Genomic DNA, 20244 nt, shown 5'->3' with positions numbered 1-20244 from the left:
CATTGCATTCCACCGAATGCTCTGGAAGCCCCGAAAACCCGCCCTTTGGCGGGTTTTTTCGTTCCAGGACCCTCCGTCGGGATCCAACAAAATCCCCCTTCCCCGAGGGTATGTTAGGGGTACTGCGATTTCCCGGTCAGGAGCGCGTACCCCTATGCCACGTCTAGCGATCCCCCTCAGCGACCTGCAATGCCGCACGGCCAAAACCCGCGAACGCGCCTACAAACTGTTCGACGGCGGCGGCATGTACCTTTTCGTCAAACCCAATGGCGTGAAGACCTGGCGCTTGAAGTACACCAAGCCCAGCGGCAAGGAAGGTACGCTCATCATCGGCAATTACCCCATCGTTACCCTTTCCGTCGCACGACGTAAGCGAGACGAAGCCAAGGCGTTGCTGCTCGACAACCTCGACCCAATGGAAGAAAAGAAAAAGGCCAAGATCGTGGCCCAACGGGCGGCACTGCTTTTCGAAACCGTCGCCCTAGAATGGCACGCTGATATGTCCCGCCGCTGGACCGAAGGACACGCGAAAACCGTGATGAGCCGACTGCGTACCCACGTCTTCCCGCTAATCGGCCAACGACCCATCGCTGAACTCGATACCCACGACCTACTAGAGATCACCCAGCGCATCAAGGAACGCGGCACCATGGATGTGGCGTTAAGGGTACAGAACTACTTATCCACCATCATGCGCGGGGCCAAAAGGGCTCGGCAGATCACCATGAATCCTGCACTGGATCTGGCAGGCTCGATTCACGCGCCACGCACAATCCATCGTCCGGCCCTATCCCTCAACCGTCTACCCGAATTGCTACACCGTATCGACAACTACAACGGCCGCGAGCTAACGCGCCTTGCCGTTCTGCTGACTCTGCATGTGTTCGTCCGCTCCAGCGAACTACGCTTTGCTCGATGGAGTGAATTCGACCTCCAACGCGCCATGTGGGAAATCCCCGATACGCGCGCACCGATTGAAGGGGTACGCAACTCCACACGTGGGACCAAGATGAACGGCGACATTCAAATGGTCCCACTGTCGCCGCAGGTCATCGAAATACTGGAGCGCCTGCGCAGCCTCAGTCGTTTTTCAGAGTTAGTGCTACCGGGCGACCACAAGTACTGGAAGCCCATGTCCGAGAACACGGTGAACACCATGCTCCGCAACGTCGGCTATGACACCAGCAAGGACGTGTGCGGCCACGGCTTCAGGACCATGGCCTGTAGCGCTCTGCTGGAGTCCGGGTTATGGACCGACGCAGCCATCGAAAGACAAATGAGTCACAAGGAGCGCAACCGTGTGCGCGCCGCGTATATCCACAAAGCTGAATTTCTGGAGCAGCGCCGGCTGATCATGGCGTGGTGGAGCAACTACATTGATGCCAATCGCAGCGGCCATGTAACGCCTCACGAATTCGCTCACCCAGTCGGCAACAACATCACCGCCCTACAAAATAGCCGTGGCGCATCCAAACGCGGGTAAGCCAATGAGATCATCGCAGTCCGCCCTTCCACGCGGGTCCATCCAAGCGGGGCTGCAAAGCCGCCCTGCTCGGATGGACCTCATTTAAAAAAATCTAAAGTCCACGCAAATTGTCTGTGGAAAACCATAGATTTCCACCGGTGGATAATTTCATCCACAGCCGCAGAATCCCCAAAAGTTCGAGCATTGACCCAAATTATCCACAGGCGTAGAAAAGATCGGGCAAAGCGCTGTCGTCGACAGCAACCCCAGGTAGCCAGAACCTTTGAGGCTACGCCACACCGTGGTGGTTCTCCCAAAGTGCGATTAGCGTCCGGCGGCTCGCACGGTCACAGCGATGTGATGGATGCCTACTTCTACCAGAGTGCCCACTGCGGCAACTCATCCCCTTTCATAGCTGCCCTGCAGCAACCTATCCGCTTGGCCATTTCATTGCGCCAACCTGCGCCCGTCTCTTTCTCCCGGAAAGAGACGGGCGCTCCTACCGCTGCTGCAGCCCAACTCGTACAAGGCTTTGCGGCATTCCCCCTCGTGACAATCGGCGTGACAAACACCGAAGTCACCGGCAACAGCGATGCAGATGATGGTGCCGCAGCCCAAGGAATGGACTGCACCTGACTGACAGTCAGGCACGCACCGGTCATCGCATCACTGCCTTCACCCGACTCAGGATCTCGCGGCGTCGGTCTCGTCAGCCAATGCAGCCTCCACCCGCCCACTTCCTCGGAAGTGTTCAGGAGGCCAGATCATGAAATGCCCAAGCTCCCGGTCGTAAGGAGCCGTCAGTCCCGCGTTAGTGGACAACCCTCACAGGTCGCAGGGACCTTGATCCCTGATAACACTCAACATTCTTGGCGGGATGACGTGGGGAAGGTTTTAAAAGTTTTGGCTTCGAGAGGAGGTCGATCATGGCATTGGTCGGTAGACGGGATGGGCGCAATTTTGGCTATGGACGGCAACTGAGTTATGCGGGGCCGCAAGCGCTGAAAGATCTGTTTGGCGCTGGGCATTACGGGACGGTCAAAGCGCACAGTGATCGCTGGCAGGCGTTTGTGCGCTGGTGTCGGTCGGAGAATGGGCCCGGGTTTAACGATGCGCGGCAGATTGATCGACAGACCTTGTCGGACTACGCCGGACATCTACGTCAGCAAGTTGAACAAGGTGAGCTCGCCATCGTCACCGCGCAAAACCGATTGTCTAGCGTGAACCGGACCATGGCGGCGCTTCGCGGTGATCAGTATGTGAAGGTCGTGAGTCCGAGCAAGGCGTTGGGAATGCGGCGCACCAGTGTTCGTCACTCGGTGCCGCAAGGCCAAGACCGCGAACACGTGAAGCGGATCGTCGACGTGCTCTGCGAATACCAAATGCCGCGCACGTCGGCCATCGCTCAGTTGGCGCGAGCCGCCGGCATGCGCTTACGCGAGGCCGTTTTGGCGGACCTACCCCGTCTAAAACGTGAAGCCAAGCAATTCGGCAAGATCAACATCCAGGACGGCACCAAAGGTGGCCGTTCAGGCGCGTCAGCACCTCGTTGGCTTACGGTAGACGATCATATTCGTGACGCACTGAAGTTTGCTGAAAAGGCCTCGCCCGACGGTAGCCGCAACCTGCTTGCACCGAACGAACGCTACCTCGATTTCTTGCAGGGAATCGCCGGCCCCGCCCGAGATATCCTCCATACGCACAACCTCAAAGGCTTCCACGAATTGCGGGCAGCCTATGCGTGCGAACGCTATGAGCAAATCACCCAGCATCCTGCACCCATTAACGGTGGCCATTGCTACCAGCTCGACCGACACCTCGATCGAGTGGCCCGAGCACAAATCAGCTATGAGCTGGGGCACGGTCGTATCGACGTGGTGTCGGCTTACATCGGGGGTCGAATATGAACAAGCAATTCGATATGGAGCTGTTCCTGGGGGGGGTCTGACCGGGTCGTACTCCACACGCCAGCGTCACCTTCGCCAAGCGAAAGCGATTCAAGTAGCGATCTTTAATCGTTGGCACAAAGATAATCCATGGGCATGGCAGCGAAAGCATCTCGCATGGTTTCTAAACCACCACGTGAACTCGTACGCGGAATCGACGCGCTATTACTATCTGCAGACCATACATTTTCTCACTCTTCGCTTAGGAAAACCCTGGCGGTTCGAGGGTTAAGCAGAAGTCCTCAACTGACCAGATTAGGACGACCAGACCCAAAGGGTCTTGAGTTTTAGTGGCGACTTATCGAAACGCTTCCTCAATCCCACGGCGCATGGCAAATTGACATCGACCTCCAAAAAATCCGAACACGCGTCCCCAGAGAAAAAGGAGTTTCCATGTCGATATTGCAGGAAATACTGAGCTGGACCCAGGGACTACCTACCTGGCAAAGCGATTGCGTTGCACGACTGTTAGCAAAACAGACTCTAACTGCAGAGGATTTGGGTGACTTAGTAGCCTTGCTCAAGACTGCTCATGGTATTCCAGACCCGAAAGGCCGCACGCCAAGCCCGCTTGCATCCGATCAGATCCCCGCTCCGATAAAGCCATCGATGCATGTCGAATTGCGGGCAATGAAGAACTTACTAAATGTTAATGCCATTGCCGAAAACCAGAACCTGTCTTTCGCACCTTCCGGCTTGACCGTTATTTACGGCGGTAATGGCTCGGGCAAATCGGGCTACTCCCGTGTGCTCAAGCGCGCATGCCGTGCGCGTGATCAAGCTGAAGTAATTTATCCCAACGCCAACCGACCCGTGAACAAAGCTGCTTCGGCTGAAGCCATCTTTGAAATCGGTGTTAACGGTACGGTACAAGACGTACGCTGGGTTAATGACGGAGCTGCACCCGTAGAGCTATCTGCTCTCTCCATTTTCGACTCACGCTGCGCCAATGCTTATCTTGTAAATGAAGACGACTTTTCGTACGTACCTCAGGGACTCGATGTTTTTGAACGACTGGCAAGTGTCCATCAGCAATTGAAGAGCGCAATTGAGGCGGAGCAGAAACAATACGCAGTTGACCTGACTGCGTTTGTTCCGTTGCACGGTGACACGATTGTCGGAAGATTAATCACAACGCTGTCTGCCAAGACTACTCCTGCCCAGATTGAAGCACTGGCCACGTTGTCCCCTGAAGAACTGAGCCTGCACGCAGATTTATGCAACAGCCTAAAAGAAAACAATCCCAAGGAAAAAGCTAACCAACTGAGGTTACTCGCGCGCCGAGTTGGCGGCATTGCAACGAATGCTACCCACAAGGCAACGTTGGTGGATCAAGCAATCGTTACCAAGCTGCGCAGTCTGTCGAGCGCCTACCTAACCGCCAAAGCAGCTGCGGAGCTGGCTGCAAATCAGTTCAAGGAACAAGACGGTTTACTGCCAGGAACAGGAGGCGAAGCTTGGCGCGAGCTATTCGAAGCCGCACGCAAATTTTCCTCTGAGTCCCACCCGGATGAAACCTTTCCTGCATTGGGAAGCGATGCGTCCTGTCCCCTGTGTCAGCAGCCGCTCATGGAGGGGGCTAATCGCTTGGCTCGCTTTGAAGCCTTCATTCAACAAGAGGCAGAGAAAACCTCTCAGGCTCGACGCGCTGAATTGGTTGCCCAGTATAAACCGCTAAGTACACATGATCTGACTCTCGGTCTGGACGACGCTACACTCAGCGAAATTCAATCACTTGACTCTCAACTTGCGGTGGATTCAGCTGCCTTCGAGCAAGTTCTGACAGCTCGCCGAGAAACCATCAAGACAGCGGTGACTACACAAATTTGGGAAGGGGCCGAGCAAGCATTGGTCAATCCAGCCCAAAGGCTACAGGCCCTCGCAGACAAGCTAAATGCCGAGGCTGTAAATCTGGATAAAGCATCTGATGAACAGGCTCGAGCAAAATTGCAGAAGCAGCTGGATGAGCTTGATGCAAGAGTAAAACTGAGCCAAGTCAAAGATGCTGTCATTACGGCTGTCTCACGGCTGAATCATCAGGCAAAACTGACAAAGTGCTTGCCTGCGCTCAGGACGAACGCAATTTCCTTGAAGTCCTCTGAGTTGGCAGAAAGCATCATTTCAAAGGGGCTTGCGGATGCACTTAATGCTGAGTTCAAGGCGCTAGGGGTTGGAGGACTTCGTGTCGCTCTGCAAAGCCGCTCTGGGAAAGGTAAGGTCTTGCATAAGCTAAAGCTGGAATTACCGCAAAGCCGAAGTCCCCGAGACCTATTGAGCGAAGGTGAACAACGAGCTGTTGCATTAGCTTCATTTTTAGCTGAAGTGGGGCTTAGCGATAGCACTGGCGGTATTATTTTCGACGACCCAGTATCGTCCTTAGATCACCGACGTCGTGAGCGGGTGGCTGCGCGACTCGTAGATGAAGCTGCTCGGCGCCAAGTGATCGTGTTCACCCATGACATCTACTTCCTTTGCGTCCTGGCTGAGGAGGCTGAGTCCGCAGGGGTCAACGTACTCACACAAAGCCTATCCAGGCGTGTCGAAGGCTTCGGGGTTGCCAATCCAGAGCTACCGTTCGAAGGGAAAAACACAACGAAACGCATCGGAGCGCTCAAGGTTCAGCAGCAAACCATCGCAAGGCTGCATAAAGACGGCGAGGAAGATGCGCACCGTAAACAGACAGGTGAAGCGTATTTTTTCCTGCGGATGGCTTGGGAGCGCGCGGTTGAGGAAGTACTGCTACGCCGAGTAGTTCTACGCTTTCGTAAAGGCATCGAAACCCAGCGATTGTCAGAAGTGATTGTTGATGATAACGACTATGCACAAGTAAATTCTGGGATGAGCAAATGCTCAAATTACGCACACGATAAGGCCATAGTAGGAGGAGTCGCTGTGCCAGAGCCAGATGAATTGCTGGCTGACATCATAGCTCTTGAAACTTGGCGCGACCAAATTGAACGCCGCAGCAAGAGTACGAGCCAAAGCCGTAAATCAGGGTTGCCTACATATACGCTCCCCACGCCTACCGCAACCGCTCCGTAGATATGGAAAAAGCTCGCCAACATAAGGTGGCGGGCTTTAGGACACAAGATGCGTTATGCGCTAACTAACTATGGAGGCGGCGAATCAAGCGCCTCCACGACATGGCGTTTGGACCGGAGCAAGCCTGAGGCATGCAACTTTTTTCAATTCGCTTTTCGCTAGAGAGCAGCGCGCCACATGGTTGAAGTATTTTTAAATCTTTGCACGGCCGTCATCATTGTCAGTTTGTCCACATGGCTGGGTAGCGTTTGGAAGGACCGAATCAATTCGAGAGATAACACGCGTACCGAAACTTTCATAGAGCTGCTCAAAGCCGGACACTCTCGCCTGGCACAGAACCTTGAGCATGCATTACAAATTTAACGTCATACGGTTCAACTAGGGCATGCTACCTCTGATAGGCTTCCCGACAAAGTCTATAGAAACTGTAAGCTCGAACGAAAGGCCGTCTAGATTAGCTGGAGAAGGGTTCATTGTTAAAAGTTAATAGATCAAATGTTAGCTATCCTGAATGGCTCCGCAGCCCTCAAGCAGCAAATGCTCAAAGTTTTTTGGCAAAGTTCTATAGCTCCGATCCGGAGTATCGAGCGACTAGACGTGCACCGTTTGAGGAACTTCCTAGGCCTCAAGTAAAAGAGGCACTTGAAGAGCTTTTTCATGGAAAGTGTGCTTACTGCGAGTCGGACATCCGAGGCTCGGGAAGTGAAATAGATCACTTTAGGCCGAAAGCCGCGGCAAGTAATTTAAAGGGCGACAAGCAAAATGCAGATCACTATGGCTGGTTTCTTTATGAGTGGAGCAACCATTTTCTGTCATGCCTCTCCTGTAACCGGGCTAAGCGAAATCTTTTCCCTGTAGATGGCCCTCGCGCTCCGGTTCTTTCGTCTTGGATCGAGGCTTGTCGGAGTGAAACGGCACTGCTGCTGGACCCTTGCTTGGATACGCCGGAGCGTCATCTTCGTTTTGACCTGAAAGGGGTTGCCTTCGGCAGGACTAAGCGGGGAAAAGCGACTATCGATGTTCTGAACCTGAACCGAGAAAATCTCGTCGCCGCCAGAAGAGAAAAATTTGAGCACTGTGCGGAACTTTTGGAGGTATTGCGGCAAGGTGGAAAGTACATAGCAGATACTCTGATGAAAGAGCTTGATGACGCCTCGGCTTACTCGGGAGCGGCACGGATTTTCTTGTATCAAACCTACAGTAAATATATGAGAGCAGAAGGGCGTCGATCACCAGCCTTTAATAGCTTCTTAGCTCAGGAGTTGTGGCGAGACACGCGGTTGTTTGGAGAAACTAGAGTTTTAGATGCTCTGGAAGAAAAGAGCATTTCAGCTACAGGAATAGTGCAGGTTATACATGAAAGAGAAGAACCTGTACTTCCATCTTTAAAGACGGCGGGCGCATTCAAAGATATTCGCGGATCTAGTGCTGTCTCAATGATCTGCAGAGTGGAGATCTCTGACTTTAAAGATATTCAGAGACTGGATCTCAAGTTTCAAATTTCTGAAGGCGAAAAGGGTCAAGGATGTGCAATGCTAATCGGAGAAAACTCCGTAGGAAAAAGCAGCGTGCTGCAGGCAATCGCACTATGTCTTATGGGCGAAGAACTCAGAGATATGTTGAAGATCAACGCTGAAGACTTCATTGCACGGGAAATCGAAGGCTGGAAGCACACGCGAACGAAAGATGCGGTCGTCAAAGTCGAGTTCACATCAGGCGATATTGTGACGTTGGTAATCCCTTGCGCCGGCCCTTGGTTCGATGGCAGTGACGAACCGTCAGGTGTAGTTCTAGGTTATGGTGCAAGGCGTTACTTCGATGATAAAAGAAAGCAGTCGGCAACTCATTTTGGTCTGCGTACTCTGTTTGAGCCCTCCGCCACAATTTCCCACCCTGAGCGGTGGCTGCAAAGGCAGGATGAGAAAACCTTCAACGCAGTCGCGAGAGCTATGAGGGATATACTGTTGCTTCAGCCTGATGACGAAATTCATCGGGATGAAGAGGGACGTATATATGTGACCGCTCATCAACGCATGACTCCAATTGATCGGCTGAGTGATGGGTATAAATCGTTATTCGCCATGGCCGTCGATATAATGCGTGAGATGGTGAGCGTTTGGGGAAATCTTGAGTTCGCTCGAGGCGTAGTTCTTATTGATGAAGTTGAGACACATCTTCATCCTCGATGGAAGATGCAGGTGATCAATGCTTTACGCAGTGCAATGCCGCAAGTTCAGTTTATAGCGACCACTCATGACCCCCTATGCCTTCGAGGCATGCGTGATGGCGAAGTAAAGGTATTGTTTCGCGATGAAGACAAGGTGATTCAGACTCTTGAGGGGTTGCCCAAGCTTTCGTCGCTACGCGCCGAGCAACTGCTTACTTCGGACTATTTCGGACTTGTCAGCACATCGGATCCTGTCGTTGAGGCGGAGTTAGAGGAATATGCTTTGCTTTCGTCTGGAGCAACTCTAACGCCTGACAGGCAGGCCCGATTGGACGAGCTATCAATATCTACAGCAACCCTTACGGTTATCGGCGATACGCCTGGACAGCAGATTGTTTCCGAAGCTTATAGAGAGTATTTAATCGAGCGCGGAACCGTGGATGCAGCAAAACGTAATGAATTGCGTCGCGATGCGGTGGAAGACGTACTTAGGGCTCTTCGTGCAAGGAAGACCAATGCGCAAGGTTGACAGAACGACCGTAACTGCACCTACTTCATTGACATCGGCTACAGGTGCAGGAGCTAATGAGCGTCCGCTAGCATTAACCTACTTTAGTGCTCCCCCTTTAGCTGACGGCGAAAAGCCGAGAAAAAAATTTAAGTTCGCTGCATACAAGGGCGACGATGTTGTGGATGCATTAAAGGAGCTTTTTCATGAAAAGTGCGCCTATTGTGAATCAGAATTTATTGCCACCGGCCCAGCTGATATTGAACACTACCGTCCTAAAGGGGGAGTTCAGGAAGATCCAACTCATGTTGGCTACTGGTGGCTAGCGAGCGAGTGGACGAATCTTCTATATAGTTGCATTGACTGTAACCGAAGACGACGTCATAAGCTCTTTGTACCAGGCATGGCACTGAAAGCAATCAATGCCATAAAAAATAAGTCAATTGGCAAGAAAAACTCATTCGCTATCAATAAGGTTCGAGCAGTTAAGCTCGGTGACTGCCTTAATGCTGAGGATGCTCTGCTAATAGACCCTACTCGACGTGATCCAACTCAGCACTTGCAATGGCTCTTTGACTTTTCTGTCACTCCAGATCAATGCCCTGCCCTAGTTTTACCGACCAACAATAATAATACAGCGGATATGTACGGCGCTGAGACCATCGTGGCCCTCGCCCTAAACCGACAGGGACTGGTGCAGCAGCGAACGAAGCACTTGCTAAACCTCAGGGTAATGCTTCGATATATTCAGGATGATATTGAAGCAGCGATGTCAGAGACAGGCGCAGACAGGTCTCGCAGCATTCAGAGAGCGATAGGAAAATTGAGTGATTTAGAAGGCAAGAGTGCTGCGACTGAATGCTATTCAGAGATGACCAAGGCTTGGTTCGAAGAGGCGGCGCGTTGGCTGGAGGATCACTACCAGCGGCGTCTAGAGGAAATCCTTGTTGAGGAGCAGCCCTAGATTAAATTGTTCGTCTCACCAGTTTGAATCCCAGCTGGTTTCATAGATACGTCTGAATGACTTACGTGCAGGTCGACAACGTGCTGATACCTTATAAATCCCGGATTCGACTCCACAGAAAGCCATAACTAGCTGATTTATTTATAGTTACCGGTTGGGGGACGACGAATTTTCCAGCGAATTCCAGACCTGCAGAAAACCTAGCCTCGCCGACCACTACCGTTCGTCTGGTGCAGGCACCATATCTCAAAGCCCCGCAATGCGGGGCTTTGTGGTTTCTGGGGTTTAGAAAACCCCGGAGACTTGACGGGCCGTTTTCCTCAAAATGTCCACATTCCGTCCACACTTCATTTTTTCACCCACTTCTTCAGGCACAGCCACCGAGACAAGGGCGGCGTTGTGAGCCGGATGCCGATCTCAATTGCCGACTCAAAAACTCCCGCGGTCTCCCCCTAGACCTCATGATTGGTCGACCCCGATGGCCAGAACCCCACCATCTGAAACATCCGCACGAACGCTATCCGCCAACCGGTAAAAGCGAACGATTTGCGCGGCCTCAGACGCAGACATTGATCCAAAGCAACATAGGGCCACTCGCCCCTGCCAAGCCAGAAGCGAGCGATACACCCACCGTCGTCCAGTTAATCTCTTCAAGCATTTTCTTCAGCCTCGCGAGCCTCAACTTTCGATAATGGATTCAAGCTAATCACCCCTACCAAGTGTCCAAGACTAAAATGCGCATACTACGAACCGTTATGGGTATGACGTAGAACCCGATACAGCCAACCAAAACAGCTGATGACCTCCGGCCCCGCGCCCTCCCAACCTACCACCCGCTACCCCCCTTGAAGGAAATAGGGGGCTGACCCCGTTTTTACTGTCCGAGGCCGGGGAGCTGCGCAGCAACTGGAGGAGCTCGATGAAGCGCGCCACCATTTAGGGCAGCCTGAACGGGATGCTAAAAATCGTTATAACGAGAGCGCCATGCATGCAATTCGCATGGAGCTGAAGTGAGTGGCGTTTTAGCGATATCATATTGCCTCTATAACCTACAAGAGTCAGCTATGAAAAGTACCCTAAATTGTTCGCTGGCGGCTTTGGTCTTAATGGCTTGCAATTCAGTTACCGCAGCTCAGCCAGCAACAGCACCATATCCAATTGGTATCAAGCACTTGACCATCCAGCGGCCTGGACAGCCTCCTGAGAATCGGATTATCGATGGAAAGTACTGGCTTACTTATGACGCGGTGCTCGTCAAATTCGATAAGCCACCAGTCGTAACCGCAGACAATCGTGTTGTGCACCACACCGACACTCCAGTAGACATTGATAAGGCGATTGGAGTTGTGGCGGGTGGCGGCAGCTTTCAAGTGCTGAGAAGGCCAAATATCTCCACAGCGGACAAGGAGCCAAGCGTCATTGGTGGATTTCAAGAGACTGCCGTACCCGTCGTGACGGTATCTGGCAATACGAAGACTACCGGGTCCATTACCGTGTCATTGGGTCTTGAGTTGGTAGTCGATCCTGTGATCCTTGATGCGGCAGTCCCAGACAACGTTCGATCCAGGGCCTATCTCACCCACACTGACAAACCAAATCCCCCGAACGGTTCAGCAAGCACGACCGCCAGAGCGAATGCGGACGACCAACTGAAAGTAGGTGATGTACAGGTACTAACCTGGGCGTTGAACGGCGAGTATTATGGTGTGGCGTTAAGACTTGACTCTATCAGCGACACCGAAAAGCCTTCACCTCAGTAAATGCATCACTTCAATCAGCCGCGCTTTGCGCGGCGTGATTGCCTTGAAGACGGACAGCTCAACGGCATCGGCATGCGGCCAATACTTGCATTTCATTCATTTCGCAATGCGAGAAGGCTGGGGCTTCCGCAACTCACTCGTAGGCATCACGGAGTAAAATCTATTTGAGGAATAGGGGTCAAATCACGCTTTCAATTCAATAACGGAAATTGTGGTCTGACCCCGTTTTTCCTAACCCCAAACGCGTCGCGCGGGCTATTGATACTGAAATGAAAAGTACAGACCGACGCAGACGAAAAATGGCTGAGACAAAGAATAACTTTAGGGTTCTGACTCATCCAGAGACACCGAACAGTGCACATACGAGAAACTATAATCACCGCGAAACACCCTCCAACTCCTCATAGCAAGTGACTTTGAGTCATCTATACCAATGGCATTGGCCAGCTCATCCACAGTTTTATAGTACGGCACTGGCGTTGGTGTCATAGCCCGTCGATCGTTGCTAAAATCAACGATATTTACATCCTTAAGTTTTATGCGAAACAAAACATCAGACCGAAGTTTCGAGAGAATTTCATCAAAAGCACTCAGCGTCTCGTCGATATTAGCGATGAGACTTTCACTGGATGAGTAAAGCCTAAGAAGTCTTGTACAACCATGGATTAAAACCACATCGCTTAACCCTGCTCGCATTCTATGATGAGTTCTGGGTATGGCCGCATCAAACTCAGCACGGTAAGGCAAAATTAGATCGTTTCGCTCCAACACTCCCGACATTGTTGCAACATATTTCTGCTCAACCACCATCAGCCTAGAAAGAATACTTCCCATAGACTCTTCAATCAGCAGCTCATCAAGATAGTCAGTAGCTTTACTTTCATTGAGTGGCATTCTTTGAGATATCGGCATAGTTAAAAACCTCAACTCATCCCTGGCGCAAGGTCCAACTACTTGCATTTTTATATTGGCAATATCCCGATATTTGGCGATAAGAATGCCAACACCTTTATTGTAATCACTAGCTTTTTTAATATTTAACTTTTGCTTATCCTCAAGAGCCTGCGCCTCAGCCTTTTTTTCCTCCGCCTTCGTTTGTATATTGTGAGATGTCAGCACACCCGCTATAGCACCACCGAAGCCTGCGGCAACCGGGCCTAAAATATCCTTAATAAAGTCATAGGTCTTTGGAGGAAATATCGATTCCACGAACGGAAAGAATGCCAGCACTATTAGCGATGAAAACACGCAAATAACACCTCCCAATACCGCACCAACCACAACTAGTACTTTAGTGTCTTTTTGAATCATCCCGTTCACTCAAGATTATAGATAGCGCTATAAATAAATTTACCAGACAAAATATTATATCAGCTAACCACGGAGGTAAAAACATTTTAACCTTGACTTTCGCAAGCATCTAACACCATCAACATACTCCACTTCTGAAGCTCGCTCGACCAACGATACACCCTAACAATACAACTCAATTCCTTGCACTAAAATTATCCACCCCAACATAAAAACTCCACAACCAAGAGTTCGAACCCTCTTATAAAAACGGTTCACTTGCGCGATACTGAGCAACACTATCCCCCCCTTCATCTAACTATGAAAATCGGCAGTAGAGAAATAGGGGTTAAACCACGTTTTCAGTTTAATACGGAAATCGTGGTCTGACCCCGTTTTTCTACGACGCGAATCCGTTTGCCCTCTGGATAAGATTGCAGGCTGCTCCAACCTCCTATGTCAGCAAAAAACAAATCGGCCACCTATTCCTAGAGCCGAGCTCGCTCGCGGGATTGTAAACAAGCGGTGTTAAAAAGTAGCGATTCAGGGATGATATGGCTCATTGCCGCCATCCCCCTCAATCTATAAGGACATTACCCCGTGGAACCTTCAACAACCATCCAGAAAATGATGTCCAACAACCGTATCGTGGTGCCCGCCTACCAGCGTGCCTATTCCTGGGAGACACCGACCGATACCAGTAGCCGCAGCACGCAGACTGACGTCTTCCTTTCAGATCTGGAAGAGTACCGAGCCAGCAATACCCGAAGCCCTTACTACTTCGGGCATTTTCTGTTTGAGGAAGCCGGACACCTCTTTCGGGTGATCGACGGCCAGCAGCGTCTGACTACCCTTACCTTGTTTCTGGCAGCGCTGTTCGCCCGGCTCAAATCCCTTCGTGAGTTGACCGACCCTGAGCACATTTGCTTCGAAGACTTGATAAGGCGGCGCAGCGAAATCCGCTTCAGCACCGTCGACTATGACAATCAATTGTTCATCGACTACGTAATTGACCAATCCAAAACCGATCACAATGGCCTTGAAACCGCATCCGCCCAGCGAATCGTTCGGGCATTCGACTACTTCAAGGTGCAACTTCGAGATAAATCGGAAGATTATTTGACCGAAATGTTAGCAATCGTCTGCCAGGCGGTTTGCACCACACACCCGGTGCGAGATGAATCAGAAGCGATTCAGATGTTCATCTTTCAGAACAACCGCGGTAAACGCCCCTCGAACCTTGAAGTCGTCAAGGCGCAGTTTATGTATACCGTGCACTTGCATGGTCATGACGACGATCATAAGGCGCAGTTAATCGCCGAAATCAAAGGGCGGTTCGAGAACATCTACAGATCCATCTCCTCCATTGAATACCGAATCAACGAGGATGATGTATTGCTATACACCCTTCGGGTTGACTTCAATTCTCTATGGGAAAGCAATACTCTAGAAAAAATAGGGAAAATGCTCGCTGGCAAGGAACCCATCGAGTTCATTCAGTCTTTCACCCGATCGTTGTCTGCTAGTTTCCTCCACCTGTCCGATTTTTTTGGCAAGCACGAGAAGGAACATTTCCAGATCCATTCGTTGGTGACGCTCAGTGGGATTGCGATCACTCTGCCGTTTATCATCAAGGCCTATCGCTACGCTTTGCCGATCACTGACATTGGTGCACTGTGCAGCGCTTTTGAAGGTTTGATCGTGCGCCATCGACTGATTGGTACGCGTGCCGACATTACCGCTCGAATCAACGGAGTTTATGAAGCCTTCACCACTAAAGACAGTAGTATCACCCCGATACTTGAGCACATCGATTGGTTGAAAAACACGGATCAATCCTGGTGGGCCTATTGGAATACCGAGAAATTGGAAGAGGCGCTGCAGGGGGAAATCAACCATGCAACAGCCAAGCACCTGCTCTGGAAATATGAGATTCACCTAGAGCGTCGCGGCCAGCGGGGCTACATGCCAAAGCGTTTTGACACCATCCAGAGCCCAGAACTCGAGCACATTGCACCTAGGAGTGAACCCACAGGCATGCCCCACGGATACGATGAATACGATGAAACGTTCACCTCTGAATATCTGAACTGCCTCGGCAATTACCTACTGCTTTCCAAATCCCATAACTGTGCCGTGGGCAATATCGTATTTTCCAGAAAGCTGGCTACCTACACACACAACGCACAGCAGCGAGAAATAGCCACGTTCGTCACCAACATGCAGATTTGGGGGAAGGACGCGATTCAGTTAAGACACGACAAAATAATTGAAGCGTTGATGACTGAGCTATGAGGCGGTGCTCACCCTAGGACGCGCTAGCAGGCCCTAGGTCAGGCTGAATGTGAATATTTGGTACTCGCCAGTGGAGCCCCAGTTCGATTCCACTAAGCGCCATAACTAGCTGATTTATTTATAGTTACTAGTTGGGGTACGCCGAATTTTCCAGCGAACTCCAGAAGCCCGGAAAACCTAGCCTCGCCGAAACATACCGTTCGTCTGGTGCCGCACCATACAAAACAAAGCCCCCTGCAGAAATGCAGGGGCTTTGTTCTGGGATATTCATCCTCGATCAACCCCTTCCCGCCCCACCTCGCCTCCTGCTGAATCACCTCTTTTCGCCCCAAAATTCCAGATTTCATCTTTTACGCTAAATTATGTCCTGGCAATAATTATGGCGTATCCATAAAAAGGGATAATTGCATGAGCCGCATATTTCAGCGCCCTGAACTGGCCGAATCGATGGCAAACCAGCTTCTCAATCCAGGCGTATTGGATGAAGGTCTGCGCTCGGGTCTGTTTCTGTCCGGCCTGCGCCGCACGGGCAAAACGACATTTCTGAGAAACGACCTCATCCCAGCCTTGGAAGCAGCAGGCGCCTTGGTGATATACGTCGACCTCTGGAGCAACACGCTGACCAACCCTGCGACCCTCGTGCACAACGCCATCTACAAAACCCTGACAGAACTGCAAACGCCGGGCTCGTCCGTCCTGGAAACGCTCAAGCGCGTCAGCAACATTGAAGTCGGCGCAGCCGGATTCAAATTCGGATTCAAACTCGACAGCATCGGCAACGCCAACGGCCCAACACTCGCGCAGGCATTCACAGAAGTCGTCGACCAAGCGAAGACCGATCTCGTGTTGATCATCGACGAAGTGCAACACGCTATTTCCTCGGATGACGGCAATCAGCTGCTCCTTGCACTCAAGGCTGCTCGTGACGCAATCAATCCACGCCCCAATACACCGGGCTACTTCCTCTTTATCGGCACTGGCTCACACAGAGCGCAAGTGAGTGAGCTGACCGCTAAACGCAACCAGGCATTTTCCGGCGCGACATCGGCCGCGTATCCCCTGCTGAAGGGTGACTACGTTGAATTCCTGCTCAATCGACTGGCAATGACGGTGAAGAAGGAAAAGCTCCCCTCTCTCCAAGCCGCTACCGAAGCCTTCAACACCTTGCGGAATCGACCAGAGGAAATGCTTAAGGCGCTGCGCCAACTCTTGCAACAGGACGGTGATCCTGATCTTTTCCTTCCCGTGATTGCCAGTACTTTGCGTTCGGCAGCGGCAAGTATTGAGCTGGAAAAAGTCGAACAGTTGGGCAGCCTGGCTCAGGCGATTTTCAACAAGATCGCGGCTACGGAGGGTGATGCTCGGGGGATTTTCTCTACTGATGCGGCGGCGGAATATTCCAAGACGGTAGGTCGCGAGGTGCGAGTTGAAGAGATTCAGCCGGTGGTGATTGCGTTAGTGGCAGAGAACATCATCATGCGGCGCGGACATGGGATTTATGCGATTACGGATCAGTTTGTTCAGGAGATTTGGTTGGAGGAGCGGGAGTTGATTGAGGGGAGTTAGGAGCACGCATAAAACACCTTTCCTCGATAATCGGAGAATCGTGGTCTGACCCCCGTTTTTTCTCCAAAAACCATTGAAAATCTCAGGTCGTGTACAAAACAAAGGCGAATTGCCATGATGGACGTATATACGATTGCGCCCTGCCAATCGTCCAGGGGATTTTTAATGTTTGCACACATCTCGAAGTCAGCCCGCTATTTGGTTATAACTTCGTGCTTTTCAAGCATAAGTGGCTGCTCTTCAGATGGGGGCTTGAGTGAGATGGCCGCGATGGGCATGTTGGTGGGCGGGGCGGCGACGGGTGACACGGGGCTGGCGGTTGCCGGGGTGGCCGGTTACGTTGGCGTGATGATCGTTGCGCCAATACTTGCTGACGGCTCAGAACCCGAGAGGCTACCCGCTTCGCCCTCACCTGGCACTGTCGCACCTGCAAGAACTACCTCAGCAATGGCTACTCCATTAGCCGCGCAGCAAATGATCGCCGCACCAGTCAAACCCGAGAGCACTTCAAATTATTGCTATGCCTATCTGACTGTCGGAGAGGAAAGAGGATCTACCTGCAGTCCAGTGGTTGAGATTAATGATGCCGACAGGACTGGAGCGGCATTTCAGACACGATTGAACAACTATGTGGAAAAGGTGAAGCAATCCCAGCCAGGTGTATGGGGTGACTTCGAGTATTCCCAAACACTTAAAATGCAGAACGCGTTCATCTATCAGATGAAGCCAAAAACCGATGCTTCATCGAAGCAGGACGCCGGATTGATTTGCTATGTTTCCCGCGCAGACGCGGAGGCTCAGTTGAAACGATCACAAAAGAATGATTCGTCAATGAAAATCGTGGCATGGCCTTAGTCTGGCGCCGGGCTTCTTGTTTCTGGCAATCCCCTGCTCTGATAGGGTTGCACCCTCAGACAACAATGGAAGCATCAAAGCATGGGTTCATGGAAGACTCTGGCAATCGCCGTCATGGTATCAATCAGCGCTCATACCGTTGCGGAAGATAGGGGCTCGTATCAAAACTCAATGATGATGATAACTTTGGCTCCCACTCTCGTCCTTGTTGCAACGACGGGCATTTCTCTAGCCGTCACAAAAAAACTCAAGCCCGCCAAGGATGATGCGCTTGCGTTTATCGGCTCAAATGGCGAGATTCGCGGCGCTCAGTTTGAGCAGGCGTCCAGGTACTACCAGTCGGCGTATCCCTCCCCCCGCATGTCAGACATGCAACTGGCCCAGGCGATAGCGACATCATTTTGAAAGCGACCTTCGAATCGGCACAGTGATTTTCGCTCGCCAATACCCCAATCTTTATGAAAAATTATGGATGAACAATAATTATTGCGCCCCCATAAAACAACCAGTCGCCTCAAGCTTACCCTCGCCCTGACCAACCGTTCTATTTTCCCGATTGCTCCTTCCGCCCCACCACGCTAACCTTCCTCCGTCGCTGCAAACTCGGCGACCGGGCCTGAGAACCCGACTTGATGCAGGCGCTAACTACGCCGCCCATTCGCCTTGATTACGAATGTGGTAGCTCTCACTCGATATGGGAGTTTTACCGATGACCGCTCCAAATCCATCTACCTTAACCACCCTCGGCGTCACCCCCTTCTCCTTTCACTCCGACCAACCTCTGTTCCGCGTTAACAGCGGTGTTTCCCTGCACGAAGCCTTGCACCATGTTTCCGACCTGCTCCACGTCGCCAAGCTGCTCGCAGAAGATGCGGCGATGACGAAGGAGACGGACCGTTATGCCTGGGCGTCGCATTATTTGCAGGAGATGAGCAAGGCGGTGATTGATGATGTGGTGAAGGTGTTGGAGTCGCCTGGTAACAGCGGGCAATAAGAAGGGCTGCGTCGGGGGGGGGGGTCTGATACACCGCCGACGCAGCCTCGCCAGGGCTCGACAGCTGCTACGCAGGGGCGGCTCGGGTGGGATGCCCATGGTCGTTACGGCTCGATTTCCACGGAATCCCTCAGGGTCTCCCGTTTTTATTGACTTCCTAACGTTGCGAAAACCGGCCTTGCGTCCAAAATTCTTCCCGTTTCATTTTTTGACAGTCACTTTTCTCCCCTTCCCCTCCCTACGCCTTCCCAAAAATCCGACCCCACGGGCTCAACAACACAGTTGCAAGCGGGGGACGCCCATGACCAACTCGGACAACTTGAAGTATCGCCAAATTGGCGATATGTTTTGAGCATGTCTACCAAATACCGATTTCGCGACAAGTACCGCATAGAGCTGCGGGAAAAGGACCACCTGCCGCCCCACGTGCACTTGACGGGCGGCGGCGTCGATGTCTTGATAAGCCTTGAAACAATTGAGGCGATGCTGGGGCGAGCGCCAGCGGTGGTGCTGAAAGAGGCTTTGGCTTGGGTGCGAGCGCACCAAGACGAATTACTGGAGGAATGGCATAAATGGCATCCATGAAACGCCCTCGCCTGCGGGCTGTGCAGGCGCGTCCCGGCTATATGCTGGAGCTGACATTTATTGACGGCCAACAGTTTTTGCTGGATATGAGCAACGATGTGGCCACCTACCCTGGGCTCAAACCCTTGCAAGCGCCAAAAGCGTTCCAAGGCGCAGCCGTGGGCGACGACGGCTGGACCGTGGAATGGCCGGAACTGGACATCCAAATCGGCGCCGACACGCTGTACCTGGATGCCTTGGCTCAGGCTGCCCCGGACGAAAACACGCGCATCTTTATCGGTTGGCGTGCACGTACCGGGCTCAACCTGTCGCAGGCCGCCGAGGCATTGGGCGTCGGCACACGCAGCATTACCCGCTACAGCAACGGCCGCGAAGCCGTGCCCCGTACGCTGGCCTTGGCTTGCCTGGGTTGGGACCGTTTGCAGGAAGGATCCCAACTGAAGCGCGCGTGAGGCCCTTCTCCTTTCTTCCACTCCGGCCAATATCTGTTGCGCGTCAATAGCGGTGTGTTCCTGCATGAAGTCTGCACCCTATTTCCAACCTGCTCCACGTTGCCAAGCTGCTCGCTGAAGATGCAGCGATGACAAGGGAGACGGACCGTTATGCCTGGGCGGGCGCTATCGCGGCATGGGTATCTATACGTTTCGGGGAATAGTTTGAGCCTGTGGCGAGGGAGCTTGCTCCCGTTGCACTTCGCAGCAGTCCCATTCTTTGTAAGCAAAGAGCGGGGCCGCTTCGCAGCCCAGCGGGAGCAAGCTCCCTCGCCACAGGTACAGCGTTTGCTCTCGACTGTCTGGCATTCCCAAG

14 protein-coding genes and 2 pseudogenes are annotated in these 20244 nt (G+C 52.1%); 15 read left to right on the top strand and 1 reads right to left on the bottom strand.

Annotated features, from left to right (window positions below):
- The first annotated feature begins 154 nt into the window (after nt 1-154).
- From JWR98_RS19145 to JWR98_RS19120, 7 genes and pseudogenes are all read left to right on the top strand, one after another.
- Nucleotides 155-1483 carry a tyrosine-type recombinase/integrase gene (locus tag JWR98_RS19145; protein WP_205490920.1) on the top strand — a complete coding sequence of 443 codons (1329 nt, stop codon included), beginning with the start codon at nt 155-157 and terminating at the stop codon, nt 1481-1483.
- Between the two features lie 908 nt (nt 1484-2391).
- The gene (locus JWR98_RS19140; protein WP_205490918.1) at nt 2392-3372 is read left to right on the top strand and encodes an integrase domain-containing protein; all 981 of its coding nucleotides are present in this window, start codon (nt 2392-2394) and stop codon (nt 3370-3372) included.
- Nucleotides 3369-3643, top strand: a pseudogene (locus JWR98_RS29540) (hypothetical protein). Before JWR98_RS19140 ends, JWR98_RS29540 begins: the two are co-directional and overlap by 4 nt.
- Before the next feature lie 161 nt (nt 3644-3804).
- Nucleotides 3805-6453, top strand: coding sequence for an AAA family ATPase (locus JWR98_RS19135; RefSeq protein ID WP_205490915.1), 2649 nt, complete (start codon nt 3805-3807; stop codon nt 6451-6453).
- A 473-nt stretch (nt 6454-6926) separates the two neighbouring features.
- Nucleotides 6927-9149 carry a retron system putative HNH endonuclease gene (locus tag JWR98_RS19130; protein ID WP_205490912.1) on the top strand — a complete coding sequence of 741 codons (2223 nt, stop codon included), beginning with the start codon at nt 6927-6929 and terminating at the stop codon, nt 9147-9149.
- The gene (locus JWR98_RS19125; RefSeq protein ID WP_205490909.1) at nt 9136-10092 is read left to right on the top strand and encodes an HNH endonuclease family protein; all 957 of its coding nucleotides are present in this window, start codon (nt 9136-9138) and stop codon (nt 10090-10092) included. The genes JWR98_RS19130 and JWR98_RS19125 overlap by 14 nt, the downstream gene beginning before the upstream one ends.
- Before the next feature lie 1064 nt (nt 10093-11156).
- On the top strand, nt 11157-11852 hold the full coding sequence (locus tag JWR98_RS19120; protein WP_205490906.1) for a hypothetical protein: 696 nt from the start codon (nt 11157-11159) through the stop codon (nt 11850-11852).
- A gap of 321 nt (nt 11853-12173) precedes the next feature.
- Here the strand turns inward: JWR98_RS19120 and JWR98_RS19115 are convergent, their stop codons facing one another.
- Nucleotides 12174-13163 carry a hypothetical protein gene (locus JWR98_RS19115; RefSeq protein ID WP_205490904.1) on the bottom strand — a complete coding sequence of 330 codons (990 nt, stop codon included), beginning with the start codon at nt 13161-13163 and terminating at the stop codon, nt 12174-12176.
- 579 nt (nt 13164-13742) lie between these two features.
- On the opposite strand from JWR98_RS19115, the gene JWR98_RS19110 reads away from it, so the two are divergent.
- The 8 genes and pseudogenes from JWR98_RS19110 to JWR98_RS19075 form a co-directional block, all read left to right on the top strand.
- Entirely contained in the window at nt 13743-15437 is a 1695-nt protein-coding gene (locus JWR98_RS19110) for a GmrSD restriction endonuclease domain-containing protein (RefSeq protein ID WP_341869770.1), read from the top strand.
- Between the two features lie 408 nt (nt 15438-15845).
- Nucleotides 15846-17003, top strand: coding sequence for an ATP-binding protein (locus JWR98_RS19105; protein WP_205490902.1), 1158 nt, complete (start codon nt 15846-15848; stop codon nt 17001-17003).
- A 114-nt stretch (nt 17004-17117) separates the two neighbouring features.
- The gene (locus JWR98_RS19100; RefSeq protein ID WP_205490900.1) at nt 17118-17858 is read left to right on the top strand and encodes a hypothetical protein; all 741 of its coding nucleotides are present in this window, start codon (nt 17118-17120) and stop codon (nt 17856-17858) included.
- Between the two features lie 81 nt (nt 17859-17939).
- Nucleotides 17940-18263: a DUF2388 domain-containing protein gene (locus JWR98_RS19095; protein WP_205490898.1), complete on the top strand. Its 324-nt coding sequence runs from the start codon at nt 17940-17942 to the stop codon at nt 18261-18263.
- 304 nt (nt 18264-18567) lie between these two features.
- Nucleotides 18568-18852, top strand: a complete 285-nt coding sequence (locus JWR98_RS19090) for a DUF3077 domain-containing protein (protein ID WP_205490897.1) — start codon at nt 18568-18570, stop codon at nt 18850-18852.
- Nucleotides 18853-19206: 354 nt separating this feature from the next.
- Nucleotides 19207-19437 carry a DUF4160 domain-containing protein gene (locus JWR98_RS19085; RefSeq protein ID WP_078731127.1) on the top strand — a complete coding sequence of 77 codons (231 nt, stop codon included), beginning with the start codon at nt 19207-19209 and terminating at the stop codon, nt 19435-19437.
- Nucleotides 19425-19889, top strand: coding sequence for a DUF2442 domain-containing protein (locus tag JWR98_RS19080; RefSeq protein ID WP_078731126.1), 465 nt, complete (start codon nt 19425-19427; stop codon nt 19887-19889). The genes JWR98_RS19085 and JWR98_RS19080 overlap by 13 nt, the downstream gene beginning before the upstream one ends.
- A pseudogene (locus JWR98_RS19075) lies at nt 19890-20050 on the top strand (DUF3077 domain-containing protein); the annotation flags it as partial. It lies immediately after the preceding gene.
- Between the last annotated feature and the right edge of the window lie 194 nt (nt 20051-20244).

Source organism: Pseudomonas lactucae, from assembly GCF_016937615.1.
GTDB classification, from domain to species: Bacteria; Pseudomonadota; Gammaproteobacteria; order Pseudomonadales; family Pseudomonadaceae; genus Aquipseudomonas; species Aquipseudomonas lactucae.
The sequence above is the reverse complement of the archived record's forward strand: the minus strand, read 5'-3'. Positions and strand labels throughout refer to the sequence as shown.